Here is a 13,361-nt window from a genome sequence, read left to right as displayed (position 1 = left end):
TAAGGAACTCGGCAAAATGACCCCGTAACTTCGGGAGAAGGGGTGCTCTGGTAGGGTGTTAAAGCCCGAGAGAGCCGCAGTGAATAGGCCCAGGCGACTGTTTAGCAAAAACACAGGTCTCTGCAAAACCGTAAGGTGAAGTATAGGGGCTGACGCCTGCCCGGTGCTGGAAGGTTAAGAGGAGAGGTCAGCGCAAGCGAAGCTTTGAATTGAAGCCCCAGTAAACGGCGGCCGTAACTATAACGGTCCTAAGGTAGCGAAATTCCTTGTCGGGTAAGTTCCGACCCGCACGAAAGGCGTAACGATCTGGGCACTGTCTCAACGAGAGACTCGGTGAAATTATAATACCTGTGAAGATGCAGGTTACCCGCGACAGGACGGAAAGACCCCGTGGAGCTTTACTGTAACCTGATATTGAATTCCGGTGCAGCCTGTACAGGATAGGTAGGAGCCTAAGATTCCGGAGCGCCAGCTTCGGAGGAGGCGTTGGTGGGATACTACCCTGGCTGTATTGGACTTCTAACCCATGCCCCTTATCGGGGCAGGAGACAGTGTCAGGCGGACAGTTTGACTGGGGCGGTCGCCTCCTAAAGAGTAACGGAGGCGCCCAAAGGTTCCCTCAGAATGGTTGGACATCATTCGTAGAGTGCAAAGGCATAAGGGAGCTTGACTGCGAGACCTACAAGTCGAGCAGGGTCGAAAGACGGGCTTAGTGATCCGGTGGTTCCGCATGGAAGGGCCATCGCTCAACGGATAAAAGCTACCCCGGGGATAACAGGCTTATCTCCCCCAAGAGTCCACATCGACGGGGAGGTTTGGCACCTCGATGTCGGCTCATCGCATCCTGGGGCTGTAGTCGGTCCCAAGGGTTGGGCTGTTCGCCCATTAAAGCGGTACGCGAGCTGGGTTCAGAACGTCGTGAGACAGTTCGGTCCCTATCCGTCGCGGGCGCAGGAAATTTGAGAGGAGCTGTCCTTAGTACGAGAGGACCGGGATGGACACACCGCTGGTGTACCAGTTGTCTTGCCAAAGGCATCGCTGGGTAGCTATGTGTGGACGGGATAAATGCTGAAAGCATCTAAGCATGAAGCCCCCCTCGAGATGAGATTTCCCATTACGCAAGTAAGTAAGTTCCCTCAAAGAAGATGAGGTTGATAGGTCTGGGGTGGAAGCACGGTGACGTGTGGAGCTGACGGATACTAATCGAACGAGGACTTAACCTTATAGTAAAAAGGGCAGGTTGGCCCTGATTTGTGAACTATGGAAGACTATTTTAGCTGAAATACGCTAAAAAGTCTTAATGTCTCTTTTATTCAGTTTTGAGCGAATAAGTACCGTTCATAAAAAAGTACTTGCAAATCTCAAAAGATTTGATATAATGAGTATTGTCTTTGAGAAAAGGACATGCAGGTCTGGTGACGAAGGCGAGAGGTCACACCCGTTCCCATCCCGAACACGGAAGTTAAGCTCTTCAGCGCCGATGGTAGTTGGGGGTTTCCCCCTGCAAGAGTAGGACGTCGCCAGGCACATGGTCATTACCAATAGGTAATGGCTTTTTTTGTGTTTAATTTTAACTCATAAATTTCCTTATCGCTTCTCATGGTTATCCCGTTGTCTTATTCCGAATAGGGTATATTGAGGTAGAGGGGTGAATGAATGAGGATTATTCGAAATGCTGTAACCCGTTTTTTCAAGGAACGATTTTTTGACCAGGCAGCGCAAACGGCGTATTACCTTTTGCTGTCGATGTTTCCCTTTCTTATCTTTATCTTTTCCTTGCTTAGTTTGTTCCCGGTGAATGAAGAAATGCTACTAACGTTTCTTAGACCTTTCACGCCGGATGAGGCATTCGTTATAATAGAGAGGAATGTCCGCATGATCCTTTATAAAGGACAGGGAAAAGTGTTGTATACAAGCCTTGCTGCTGCGTTTTGGATTTCTTCGATGGCGGTTCAGTCGCTAGCCCGTTCGCTCGATTTAGCAAATGGCTATGTACGACGTTATGCATTTTGGAAAGTGCTGTTACGTGATCTTAGGGTGACGCTGGTCTTTATGCTTGTTATACCGTTATCATTGTACCTACCAATTATTGAGAAGGCATTGTATAGAGTTGTGACTTATTATGATACGATTGAGCAGTGGCAAGGCTGGATATATGTTTGGCCCAATGTGAAATGGGGCCTGGGCACACTGTTTTTGTTTCTATTCTTCCTATTATTTTATAAAGTTGTACCAACGGGGAAAATGAAGTTAAAAGAAGTACTGCCAGGTGCAATTTTTTCTACGCTTGGTTGGCAGTTGTTTTCACTTGTGTTTGGAGATTATGTATCAAATGTTGATTATACATTGTTATATGGCCAGTTGTCGGGAATTATTTTACTGGTTTTATGGTTTTATTTGTCGGCAGTTATTATTTTGTTTTCGGGTTTGTTGAATGCGGAATGGCGTGGGAGGAAGAGATGATGAAAATACTTGTGGTGGATGATGATCCGAATATTTTGGAGTTGGTCAGTATTCAATTGATGCAGGCGGGGTATACAATTTTGAAGGCTTCGGATGGTTTTGAGGCGCTGGAGCTGTTGGAGACGGAGTTGCCCGATTTGGCCGTAGTAGATGTGATGATGCCGAGGATGGATGGTTATGCGCTGACGAAGAAACTGAGAGCTGAGGCGGATATACCGGTTTTATTGCTGACGGCTAAGGGTGAGTTGGAGGATAAGGAGAAGGGGTTTCTCGCGGGATCTGATGATTATGTGGTGAAGCCTTTTGAACCGAAGGAATTATTATTTCGAATCAATGCCATTTTACGTAGATATGATAAGGCGGTCGATGTGTTTATTGAGGCGGGACCGCTGAAGATCAATCGCCAGAGCTATGAGGTAGCTGTGGGTAAGAAGGTGCTACTTCCGCCGTTGAAAGAGTTTGAGTTGTTGTCGGTGTTAGCGTCAAGGCCGAATCATGTGTTTGCGCGCGAGCTATTGCTGGAGCGGGTGTGGGGATATGATTATGAGGGTGATGAGCAGACGTTGAATGTGCATATAAAACGATTGCGGGATAAGCTAGGTAAGCTGACGGAAGAAGTGAAGATTTCAACGGTACGGGGAGTTGGCTATAAGCTGGAGGTATCTTCGTGAGGTCGCTGTATGGTAAGTTCATTGCCATGACGGCTGCGATTATGGTGATTAGTGGCCTTATTGCATTTTTGGCGGTCAATACATATTATCACCAGTATTTGAAGGGGCAGAACGATGAAAAAAATATGACTATTGGAAAGAGTGTTGCGTCTTTCATCCAATCCAATGAAGGGTTGGATCTTGAAGATTATTTAATGATGCAGTCTGCAGTGGGGTACAAGTTGTATGTTGTGGATGAACAACGACGGGTGATACGGTATGGCGAGCCATTTCGTGTTGAAAATTTGGCAGAAAAAGCAATAGATCAGGTGTTGAATGGGGACGTCTATCATGGGATGAGGGATCTCCCTAGCGAGACGTTTGTGACGGGATTTTTCTCGAATGAATCAGCGAATACAGTAGGGGTCCCGTTTGACTATAAGGGGAAAACCTATGCCCTTTTTCTGCGACCAGACATTAAGATGCTGTTTACGGAAGTGCATTATATCCTTGGGGGTATGGTGCTGGTCATGGCGGTGATTAGTTTGTTGTCGATGTTAATGGTGGCGAAGAAACTGATTGACCCGATTACGGCATTGACGGTTGCGACGAAAAGGGTGGGGGAAGAACAGTTTACTGGGACACTTGATATTCAACGAAAAGATGAAATTGGCCAGCTGGCGAATAGTTTTCAGCAGATGACGGAGAAGCTAAGTGAAAATGATCGGATACGCAAAGAGTTCATCAGTGATGTATCGCATGATTTTCAGTCGCCGTTGCTCAATATTAAGGGCTATGCGCAGCTATTATTGGACGATCAGTTACCAGTGGAATCGCGGAAAAGTTATGCGAGTATTATTCAATCTGAAACGGAACGCTTGTCTTCATTGACGAAACAGTTGTTGCTGTTGACTTCGTTGGATCAGTTATCGTCCCCGTTGGAAGTGAAGGCCTTTGCTTTGGATGAACAGCTCAAGGAGACGATTCGGAAGTATAGATGGTTGCTGGAAGAGAAGGAAATGTCATTGTCGATGGATATTGATGAGGTTCGTTATACGGGTGATCCGGCATTCCTTGAGAAAGTATGGGAGAACCTTGTATTGAATGCGTTGAAATATACGGATATTGGTGGGACCATTGATATTTTATTAGCGGAACAGGATAACGAGATTAGGGTAATGGTTCGTGATACGGGTATTGGGATTAGCGAAGAGTCGATTCGACGGATATTTGACCGTTTTTACCGGGCGGATGATTCGAGGACGCAGGAAACAGGTGGGACGGGACTCGGATTGTCGATTGTTCAACAAGTTGTGAAGCTGCATGGCGGTACGATTGATGTTGCTAGTTATATAGGGGAAGGCACGACTTTCACAGTGCGTTTGCCGAAATTGTAATGTCCTGTTCATCTTCCGTTCATATAGGGTGTTTACAATAAGGGTATAACATGAACAGCACAGGGGGAATTCAATATGCAGGAAAAATGGAGTTTACGATTGATTCGTGTCGCAGCAATTTTCGGTTTGATCGGGACGTTTTTAGGTTCGCATATGGCGGGCGCAGGATCATACGCATTCCGTCCGATTCATGCACATATCTTATTAGTCGGTTGGTTGTCGCTATTTGCTTGGGGTGTCTTTTACCGGATTTATAAAGTGCGGGCAAAAAAATTGGTTACACTTCATGGGTGGACCGGAATTATTGGAGCAATCGGTTTGACGACAGGTATGTGGCTACAATTTATGAAGCCCTTTAATGTTAATGAAACCTTAGCACTCGTCTTCTACATTGTGGGTGGAACTGTTTTATTGATCAGCTTTGCATTGTTTGTGGTCGTTACATTTATGACAGAGAAAAAAGGTTCATAATAACGCCCTCCCAAACTAAAATGGGAGGGTATTTTTTATCATGTCCAGACTCCAGCGCCCAGGGGCTCGGAGGCTCACAGGATGTGAGTTACGCAGTCGTTGCCGCAGGACGCGGCGAACTTAGACTTGTTCCTTAATAGTCAAGCCGACTCGCCTTATGCTAGGGCGCTTGCGTTTTTATTACGTCCATACAACACCCAACCAACAGCTCGCTGTCAGAAGTGTTAAAAATAAAGCGAGCAGCACCCAATCATTGAGGCGCACAGTGACAGGTTTAAAAAACTCAGTGCGTGGTTGGCCCGTGAAGCCGCGAGCTTCCATGGCGAATGCCGCGCGTTCGGCTTTTCGGACTGCAGCTGCCAGTAGGGGGATGAGTAGCCGTCTCATGCCATACAATCGTTGCCACCACCATTTTTCCACACCAACACCCCGAAGTCTATGCGCATGGCGGATTTGGATGAACTCATCCTTGATAACAGGCAAAAACTGATAGCCAACGAGAATGCTATAGGCGAGTTTGGGCGATAACCGTAACTGCTGCATTAAACTCATGATGAATTTGACTGGCTGCGTTGTCAAAATGAACAGCAGGGAAATCGCAGAAAATGCGATAACTCGAAGCGCCAGCGATAATGCGCGTGACAGCTGTTCATCTGTCACTACAATACTGTTCCACGTCCAAATCACCGTTCCAGCCGTATCAGCAGCAAATAGTATCGTTGTCCACAAATACCCGACAGCTGTCATCGAAAAAGGAATCATCAGCAACAGCCATAACTTCCAATTGACCGAGCTGTACAACAATTGAACAGTTAAGATACCTATAAAAAACAATGCGGGTGTCCAGGGATTGAAAAACCAGGCGAGTGTCAGCATAGAAATGACAACAACAAGAAATTTAAACGAAGGATTCATATCATGCAGCTGCTCACGAATTCTCACAAATAGTCACCTCCCATAGGCGGCAATAAGGAGTGCTCTCGTAACAACTGTTCATTTCCCCACACATCCACCGCATCATAACGCCCCGTCAATCGCCCTTCTTTCAACAAAAAGACCGTATCCGCAACAGCCGCTGCAAATTCCATATCATGCGTCACGATAAGCACCGCAAGTCCTTCTTCTGCGCGAGTATGCACGAGATGATGCAGTTCCCGCAAAGCGGCTTCATCCTGTCCACTTGTCGGCTCATCCAATAGAAGAACAGGCCGCCTTTCCGCAAGCATCGCTGCAATGGCTGTTCTACGTTTTTGCCCATGACTAATCGCAAAGGGATGGGACTGTCGAATATTTTCTAACTTCAACCGTCGCATAATATCCTCAACCAATTCAGGTGCTACACTTTTAGAAAAAACAATCTCATCCTCGACGCGCTGTGTCACAAACAAATGCTCAGGCGATTGAGGGACATAGCCCGGCAGGATGGCTTCTCCTATAATTCGTCCCTTCGACCTCGGCATAATGCCGCAAATTGTTTTCAACAGCGTCGACTTTCCACTGCCGTTATGCCCAGCCAGTACAGCAATTTCCCCGCTTTTCAACTGGATGGACACATCTTCCAACAACGTTTTCCCTTTCACTTCCACAGATACACTCTGCATGTCGAAAATCGTTGCAACAGCCCTCGAAGACCCCCTTTTTTCGAATAAAATCGGAGCGGCCACAGCGCAATCCGCTTGTTTAACAAACCCGCCAGTCACAACCTGCAAACCCCGATCGAAAAAATTACCCCAAGCATCAAGGCGGTGCTCAACGACAATAACAGTCCAGTCATACATTCTCTGCAATGTATCTAACCAGCTAACAAATTCCCGTGCCGTCAGTGGATCGAGATGTGACAAAGGTTCATCCAACAACAGAACTTCCGGTTTCATCAGAATAGCGCAAGCAGTAGCAACCCGCTGCTTCATCCCACCAGACAATGTTTGAATGATCGTGTGCCTCAACTGTGTTAACTGCGTGACTTCCAAAGCTTCCGTTATTCGCTGCCCCATCTCTGCACGTGGCACATGTAAGTTTTCCAGTGTAAAAGCCATTTCTTCTTCAACAGTCGGCATACAAAATTGCGAATCGGGATCTTGAAACACAGTGGCCACGCGGGCATTGACCTCACCTGGGGCATAGTCGTCATGGTCTTTACCCCATAATGTGATGGTCCCCGACAGAATACCATCACAACTCGCCGGGTACAGACGGTTCATCAAATACAGCAATGTGCTTTTGCCGCTACCACTCGCACCTGTAATGACAACCCGCTCACCTTGTTGAATGGTCAATGAAACATTGTGTAACACAGGCTTCTCATCCTCGGGGAAGCGGAAGCTGACGTTGGCGAATGCCATGACAACGGCGGATTCAACAGTCGGTGCTCGCTTTGCCCATTCAACGACCATGCTGAACCGTTACTTTCTGCTTGCGATTTGGTTTATCTCTAGAAATGGCATAGCCACGTAGCGCACCTGTCGCAAGAAGACCGTCAGATACCCATTTCCCGCCAAGTCCGGCAATCAGTGCACCACTCATGATCCGTAGGCCAAACATGAGAGCAACATAAGTAGGGGATAGTGCCGCGTAACCCGATACGAAAAAGCTGTAGACAAAGCTAAATACCGCTGATCCGACACCCGCCAAAATAAGCACCCATGTATTGAACCGCTTATAGCCTGTCGCAGCGAATGCAGCTTCCGCCCCTAATCCTTGTATAAGTCCGCTCAAAATGAGTCGTGGACCGACCGCATTACCAATCATCACTTCAATCGCAGCAGCTACGGTTTCAGACAGGACGGCGGCGCCAGGTTTACGAATGATATACATGCAAATAATCGAGACGATAAACCAAATGCCAAAGATCCATTCATACGCAATCGGGCCGATGAAGCCCGCCCAAATATTGCCGACATGGACGAACAGTAAATAGACAACAGCGAACACAACGGCCAGAACTGACAACAGTACAACTTCCTTCAGCTTCCAGGACTTCAACATATCAGGCATCCCCTTTGTGTGAAGGACTGTTGATGCTCATATTGACCGTCATGACAAGATGGCGATGTTCCGTACAACGTGCCTCGGAAAAAGTCTCTTCTAAAAATGCAAAAACCTCATGAATATCTCCGTGCAAGCCACTTGCATAATGCATACTCGTATTAAAAACACCACGTTCCTTTGCGCGCTCCACTTCCTTGTAAATAACAGACATATAATCAGGGTTATTCATCGGGTACAGTGCAAACTGAGAGGATACATACTGTCGCAAGTTTTTCACTAGTGGTTCATTTAATCGGACATCGTCTTTTTCTAAATAAACATCCCCCGCAGTATCGCCCGGACAGCCGACTGAAAAAGTTCCGTTAAAGGCGACATGTGCTCCTGTTTTAGCAGCGTGTAACACAATGGCCTTGGCCGTATCAAAAACATGAACCTCTTTGCCGCGCATTACTGTACTCACATCATCGGTGTGCATCCAGACATTGGACGTCTCCGCCTTCGATAATGCCCCTTTAATGATTTCTACAAAATTGTTCGCCATCGGATGAAGCGAAAACCGCAATCCAATAATTGGACTGGTCCCACAAGAAAAGTTTGTTTCCATAACCGTTTCCCCCTATTTTTCTCCACAAAAAAAGCCACATCCGTGAAGATGCAGCTCTCCTGCGCATAGGTAACCTAAGGCAAAAGTAACCGCACTTCCCCACGCCAGTATTACCTGGTTCGAGTTATAAGGGATCGGAGCAAAAGCTCTCATCTCAGCCGAAAATAGGCACCCCTAGTGCAGACAACGTATGTGATTTTGATTGTAAAGTTCGTATTGTGCTGAATTGTCTCCAGCGCATTCAGTGTAAAGGATGGAATGGAGTTTGTAAAGTGTAAGATAAATTTATAGAGTATCGGAAGAATCTTGAAACTACTTGCTTGACAACATAATGTTACTTATATATAGTTAGTTACGTAAAGTAAGTATTTTTGAAAAAGTAATTAAATCGCATAGGTGGTAAGTAAAGTGGGCTTTTTAGACAGACTATTAGGTAGATCAACTGAGGAGGAAAAAACAATGACAAACGCAAAACTGAAAATCGGTATTGTTCAAGGTAGTGTACGTGTGGGGCGCAACGGTGATGCTGTAGCGAAATGGATGAGTGATTTTGCAAAAAAACGTAACGATGCAGAGTATGAAATTGTAGACCTTGCTGATTATAACCTTCCATTCCTAGGCTCAGCAAATGCACAACCAGATGCTGAAGCACAAATCAAAGCGTGGTCAGAAAAAATGGCTTCATTTGACGGGTATATTTTCGTAACACCTGAATATAACCATGCAATTGGTGGGGCACTAAAAAATGCACTGGACTTCTTGAATCCAGAACTGAACAATAAAGCAGCTGGCTTCGTTGGATATGGTAGCTTGGGCGGTACACGTGCACATGAAAACCTACGTCTTATCCTAGGTGAACTACAAGTCGCTGACGTGCGCACAGCAGTTACGTTCTCATTGATGTCTGACTTTGAAAACATGAGCGTGTTCAAGCCTGCTGATTACCATGCAGACAACGCAAACGCTATGCTTGACCAAGTTCTTGCTTGGAGCGGTGCATTAAAAACTGTACGATAAAATAAGTGATTTGTGCAAAAATGCAGACTCAATTCAAACCTGTTTCTGCATTTTGTACGCTTCACGAGTGTACATAGTATTACTAACTAGTTGACAATTATAACGACGTAGATAGTCGTGCATACTAAAGGATAAAAAGCGTACATTAGATAATGTGCCATCAATGAATTGGAGGAATTGACTATGAAAGTCGGTATTATTGGTGTAACAGGGAAAGCAGGAGGCCTCATTGCAAAGGAAGCAAGCGAACGCGGACATGAAGTGACGGCGATCGTTCGGGATGCTGCGAAACTGGCAGGAGAAAAAGTGGCTGTACTTGAAAAAGACGTATTCAATTTGAAAGCTGAAGATCTCCAATCATTTGATGTTGTTGTCAATGCTTTTGGTGCACCAGCAGGTCAGGAACATCTTCATGTTGATGCAGGAAGAGTCTTAATCGAAGCTGTGAAAGGTGCATCTAATACAAGATTGATTGTTGTTGGCGGTGCAGGAAGTCTATTTGTGGATGAAGCTAAAACGGTTCGCTTGGTGGATACACCTGAATTTCCTAAAGAGTATTTTCCGACCGCTTCCAATCAAGGAAAGAATCTAGAAGATTTACAAAATGAAACTGATATTAAATGGACATTTATTAGTCCAGCAGCATTTTTCAACCCAGAAGGAAAAAGAACAGGATCTTATCAAAAAGGAAAAGACAATTTTATTGTGAACGCAAAAGGCGACAGCTACGTTAGTTATGCTGATTTTGCAATCGCAGTTTTAGATGAGATCGAAAAACCTCAACATATTAACGAGCGTTTTACACTTGTTTCAGAAGCGGAGTAAATACAATGCAAATAGCAGAAAAGAAACCTGGAATAGAAATAGGCATTTATACGCTTGGTGATCTCGGTCCAGATCCTCAAACAGGAAAAACAATTAGCATTCAGCAGCGCCTGCAAGAAGTATTAGCCGCTGGAAAACTAGCAGATGAGGCGGGACTGGATATCTTTGGGGTCGGCGAACATCATCGTTTAGATTATGCAGTGTCGTCTCCAGCTGTCACGCTCGCAGCAGTGGCACAACATACGAAGCATATCAAATTAACGAGTGCAACAACTGTGTTAAGTACGATCGATCCTGTCCGTCTTTTCGAAGACTTTGCGACACTGGATTTACTGTCAAATGGCCGCGCGGAAATTATTGCAGGCCGTGGTGCATTTGTAGAATCCTTCCCGTTATTTGGTTATGATTTAAACGATTATAATGAACTGTTCGAGGAGAATATGCAATTGCTTCAACAATTAAATGCTAGTGAAATTGTCAATTGGCAAGGTTCTTTCCGTTCTTCGCTACAGAACGCCATGATCGCTCCTCGTCCAGCTCAAGAGAAATTACCGCTGTGGATTGGTGTAGGTGGAACACCGGAAAGTGCAGCACGTGCTGGAAGACTTGGAACAGGAATGGCTCTTGCTATTCTTGGTGGCGATCCAAAACGTTTCAAGCCCCTTGTCGATTTGTATCGCCAAGCTGGATTAGAAGCTGGGCATCGCAACGATGATTTAAGCGTAGCGGTGACAGGACATACATTTATTGCGAAAACCTCGCAACAGGCAAAAGATGAATTTTACCCGTATTATTCTAGTTATTGGGAATATGTGAACAAACAGCGAGGAATGGGTACGAAGATATCTCGGGCGGATTTCGAGCACATGGCTAGCCCTGAGACTGGTTTATTTGTAGGGAGTCCTCAACAAATTATTGAGAAAATTCTCCAGCAACATGAATTGTTTGGCCACCAACGATTTATGGCACAAATGGATATCGGAGGCATACCGTATTCAAGGGTTGCTGAAGGTATTGAAATGCTAGCGACAGAAGTGGCACCGATTGTTCGACGGGAAACCGCAAAGTGAATATTCTTAATCTAGTAGTTTAAAAAGCAGGACTACCGTAATCGACAATATGGTAGTCCTGCTTATTCATTTCTACAAGGGGATTTGCAAAAAAAATGGGGCTTTTTCAACTGCAATTTCTTTTGGGTAAACACGAAAAAAAGGGCAGTCGCAGAAAGTCAATTTTCACTGACTTTCTGGACAGCCCTTTTGAATAGTAGTCGTACGAATTAGATGTTTCGCATTTATTAATTTCGAACTAGATAATCGAATGCACCTAAGGCAGCAGTCGCACCTGAGCCCATTGAAATAATGATTTGTTTGTACGGACTATCTGTACAGTCTCCCGCAGCAAATACGCCGGGTACGTTCGTTGCACCGCGTTTATCGACGACAATCTCGCCAAATTTAGTGCGTTCAACAGCGTCACCTAGCCAATTCGTATTTGGTACAAGACCGATTTGAACAAATACGCCTGCAAGTTCGATATGCTGTTCTTCACCAGAGTCACGGTCGATGTAAGTGATACCGTTGACGCTGTCCGTTCCAGTGATTTCCTTTGTTTGAACATTTTTCAGAACTGTGACATTCGGTAGGCTATACAGACGCTCTTGTAAAACAGAATCAGCTTTCAACTCTGACAAGAATTCAAGAACGGTAACATGCTTGGCAATTCCTGCAAGATCGATGGCTGCTTCGATACCAGAATTACCACCGCCGACAACCGCAACATCTTTGCCTTCAAACAATGGACCGTCACAATGCGTACAGTATGCGACCCCCTTGTTTCTGAATTCTGCCTCGCCAGGTACGCCAATATCGCGCCAACGTGCCCCTGTTGAAAGGATGACGGATTTACTCTTCAGAACGGCACCGTTTTCCAATTCAATTTCGATGAGGTCTTTCTTTTCTAAACGCTTCGCTTGTTGTAAATTCATCACGTCTACGTCATATGCTTTCACGTGCTCTTCAAGGCTTGCAGCTAGTTTAGGACCTTCTGTATGCTTCACACTGATGAAGTTTTCAATCGAAGCCGTATCCAAAATCTGACCGCCAAAACGATCCGCGACAATCCCTGTACGGATCCCTTTACGTGCCGCGTAAATTGCTGCACTTGCACCCGCTGGACCACCGCCGATAACGAGTACATCATACGGATCTTTATCCGCAAATTCAGATGCATCCGGTCCGCTTCCCAGTTTGGCTAAAATTTCTTCGAGAGACATCCGACCACTTGAGAATGGCTCTCCATTCAGATATACCGTAGGAACCGCCATGATGTTTTTGCTTTCCACTTCATCTTTAAACGCTGCGCCGTCAATCATTGTATGTGTAATGCTAGGATTTAGCACACTCATCAGGTTCAGTGCTTGTACAACTTCCGGACAGTTTTGACAGCTCAAGCTGATATATGATTCGAAGCGGTACTCGCCCTCGATGTTTTTCACTTGCTCGATCACTTTGTCATCCACTTTAGGGGCACGGCCACTCACTTGCAATAAAGCAAGGACCAATGAAGTGAACTCATGTCCAAGCGGGATACCTGCGAAAGTGACGCCTGTATCTTCACCGATACGGTTGACGCTAAAGCTGGGCGTTCTTTCCAAATCTGTCAACTCTACTTTAATGCGGGATGACATTGTGGCTAATTCATCCACTAGCCCCGTCATTTCGCGCGAAACCTTATCTTCTCCCGCGCTAACTTTAAGTAGTACATCGCTCTCCAATAATTCGAGGTATTGAGCTAATTGCTCTTTTATATCTTTATCTAACAAGATTAATCCTACTCCTTAACTTGTATTTTACTAAACGCTACTCGGCGTGATTGACTTAGATTTTGAAATGAAGTGATTCAATTCATTTCAAAATTTGTGACATCCGCCGAAGGATTAACTTG

The 13,361-nt window shown here is 45.4% G+C and carries 12 protein-coding genes, 2 rRNA genes and 1 riboswitch (1 of these 15 cut by a window edge); of the genes, 9 read left to right on the top strand and 5 right to left on the bottom strand.

The window, feature by feature from the left end; genetic code table 11:
* The 6 genes from N1I80_RS21090 to N1I80_RS21065 all read left to right on the top strand — a co-directional run.
* Positions 1-1,223 (top strand): 23S ribosomal RNA (locus tag N1I80_RS21090); it begins 1,710 nt to the left of the window's first position.
* A 188-nt stretch (positions 1,224-1,411) separates the two neighbouring features.
* Positions 1,412-1,526, top strand: a 5S ribosomal RNA gene (rrf, locus tag N1I80_RS21085).
* 130 nt (positions 1,527-1,656) lie between these two features.
* Positions 1,657-2,463: a YihY/virulence factor BrkB family protein gene (locus N1I80_RS21080; protein ID WP_340739786.1), complete on the top strand. Its 807-nt coding sequence runs from the start codon at positions 1,657-1,659 to the stop codon at positions 2,461-2,463.
* Positions 2,463-3,134 carry a response regulator transcription factor gene (locus N1I80_RS21075; RefSeq protein ID WP_340739785.1) on the top strand — a complete coding sequence of 224 codons (672 nt, stop codon included), beginning with the start codon at positions 2,463-2,465 and terminating at the stop codon, positions 3,132-3,134. The genes N1I80_RS21080 and N1I80_RS21075 overlap by 1 nt, the downstream gene beginning before the upstream one ends.
* Positions 3,131-4,510 carry a sensor histidine kinase gene (locus tag N1I80_RS21070; RefSeq protein WP_340739784.1) on the top strand — a complete coding sequence of 460 codons (1,380 nt, stop codon included), beginning with the start codon at positions 3,131-3,133 and terminating at the stop codon, positions 4,508-4,510. The genes N1I80_RS21075 and N1I80_RS21070 overlap by 4 nt, the downstream gene beginning before the upstream one ends.
* A 75-nt stretch (positions 4,511-4,585) precedes the next feature.
* Positions 4,586-4,981: a hypothetical protein gene (locus tag N1I80_RS21065; RefSeq protein ID WP_340739783.1), complete on the top strand. Its 396-nt coding sequence runs from the start codon at positions 4,586-4,588 to the stop codon at positions 4,979-4,981.
* Between the two features lie 180 nt (positions 4,982-5,161).
* Here N1I80_RS21065 and N1I80_RS21060 read toward each other — a convergent pair whose 3' ends face one another.
* Genes N1I80_RS21060 through N1I80_RS21045 form a run of 4 tightly spaced genes read right to left on the bottom strand, consistent with a single transcriptional unit; the run spans position 5,162 to position 8,573 of the window.
* On the bottom strand, positions 5,162-5,923 hold the full coding sequence (locus N1I80_RS21060) for an energy-coupling factor transporter transmembrane component T family protein (protein ID WP_340739782.1): 762 nt from the start codon (positions 5,921-5,923) through the stop codon (positions 5,162-5,164).
* The gene (locus N1I80_RS21055) at positions 5,920-7,374 is read right to left on the bottom strand and encodes an ABC transporter ATP-binding protein (RefSeq protein WP_340739781.1); all 1,455 of its coding nucleotides are present in this window, start codon (positions 7,372-7,374) and stop codon (positions 5,920-5,922) included. Before N1I80_RS21055 ends, N1I80_RS21060 begins: the two co-directional genes overlap by 4 nt.
* Positions 7,364-7,966, bottom strand: a complete 603-nt coding sequence (locus tag N1I80_RS21050) for an ECF transporter S component (protein WP_340739780.1) — start codon at positions 7,964-7,966, stop codon at positions 7,364-7,366. Before N1I80_RS21050 ends, N1I80_RS21055 begins: the two co-directional genes overlap by 11 nt.
* 1 nt (position 7,967) lies before the next feature.
* Positions 7,968-8,573 (bottom strand): YkoF family thiamine/hydroxymethylpyrimidine-binding protein, encoded by a 606-nt coding sequence (locus N1I80_RS21045; protein WP_340739779.1) that lies wholly within the window; start codon positions 8,571-8,573, stop codon positions 7,968-7,970.
* A gap of 79 nt (positions 8,574-8,652) precedes the next feature.
* A riboswitch (TPP riboswitch) is annotated at positions 8,653-8,759 on the bottom strand.
* Positions 8,760-9,032: 273 nt separating this feature from the next.
* Between N1I80_RS21045 and N1I80_RS21040 the strand changes: the two genes are divergently transcribed.
* From N1I80_RS21040 to N1I80_RS21030, 3 genes are all read left to right on the top strand, one after another.
* Positions 9,033-9,590 (top strand): NADPH-dependent FMN reductase, encoded by a 558-nt coding sequence (locus N1I80_RS21040; protein ID WP_340739778.1) that lies wholly within the window; start codon positions 9,033-9,035, stop codon positions 9,588-9,590.
* 183 nt (positions 9,591-9,773) lie between these two features.
* Positions 9,774-10,415 carry an NAD(P)-dependent oxidoreductase gene (locus N1I80_RS21035; RefSeq protein ID WP_340739777.1) on the top strand — a complete coding sequence of 214 codons (642 nt, stop codon included), beginning with the start codon at positions 9,774-9,776 and terminating at the stop codon, positions 10,413-10,415.
* 5 nt (positions 10,416-10,420) lie between these two features.
* Positions 10,421-11,485 carry an LLM class flavin-dependent oxidoreductase gene (locus tag N1I80_RS21030; protein WP_340739776.1) on the top strand — a complete coding sequence of 355 codons (1,065 nt, stop codon included), beginning with the start codon at positions 10,421-10,423 and terminating at the stop codon, positions 11,483-11,485.
* 227 nt (positions 11,486-11,712) lie between these two features.
* On the opposite strand, the gene ahpF is transcribed toward N1I80_RS21030, so the two are convergent.
* Positions 11,713-13,242, bottom strand: a complete 1,530-nt coding sequence (gene ahpF, locus N1I80_RS21025; RefSeq protein ID WP_340740112.1) for an alkyl hydroperoxide reductase subunit F — start codon at positions 13,240-13,242, stop codon at positions 11,713-11,715.
* Positions 13,243-13,361 lie beyond the last annotated feature (119 nt).

Origin of the sequence: Sporosarcina sp. FSL K6-3457 (genome assembly GCF_038007285.1) — a bacterium.
In the GTDB taxonomy this organism is placed as follows: domain Bacteria; phylum Bacillota; class Bacilli; order Bacillales_A; family Planococcaceae; genus Sporosarcina.
This window is presented reverse-complemented; position numbering and strand designations above follow the sequence as displayed.

Coding starts and splice junctions, on each gene's coding strand:
- N1I80_RS21040 (WP_340739778.1), top strand. CDS start 9,033: ATGACAAACGCAAAACTGAAAATCGGTATTGTTCAAGGTAGTGTACGT.
- N1I80_RS21080 (WP_340739786.1), top strand. CDS start 1,657: ATGAGGATTATTCGAAATGCTGTAACCCGTTTTTTCAAGGAACGATTT.
- N1I80_RS21075 (WP_340739785.1), top strand. CDS start 2,463: ATGAAAATACTTGTGGTGGATGATGATCCGAATATTTTGGAGTTGGTC.
- N1I80_RS21065 (WP_340739783.1), top strand. CDS start 4,586: ATGCAGGAAAAATGGAGTTTACGATTGATTCGTGTCGCAGCAATTTTC.
- N1I80_RS21045 (WP_340739779.1), bottom strand. CDS start 8,573: ATGGAAACAAACTTTTCTTGTGGGACCAGTCCAATTATTGGATTGCGG.
- N1I80_RS21050 (WP_340739780.1), bottom strand. CDS start 7,966: ATGTTGAAGTCCTGGAAGCTGAAGGAAGTTGTACTGTTGTCAGTTCTG.
- N1I80_RS21030 (WP_340739776.1), top strand. CDS start 10,421: ATGCAAATAGCAGAAAAGAAACCTGGAATAGAAATAGGCATTTATACG.
- N1I80_RS21055 (WP_340739781.1), bottom strand. CDS start 7,374: ATGGTCGTTGAATGGGCAAAGCGAGCACCGACTGTTGAATCCGCCGTT.
- N1I80_RS21035 (WP_340739777.1), top strand. CDS start 9,774: ATGAAAGTCGGTATTATTGGTGTAACAGGGAAAGCAGGAGGCCTCATT.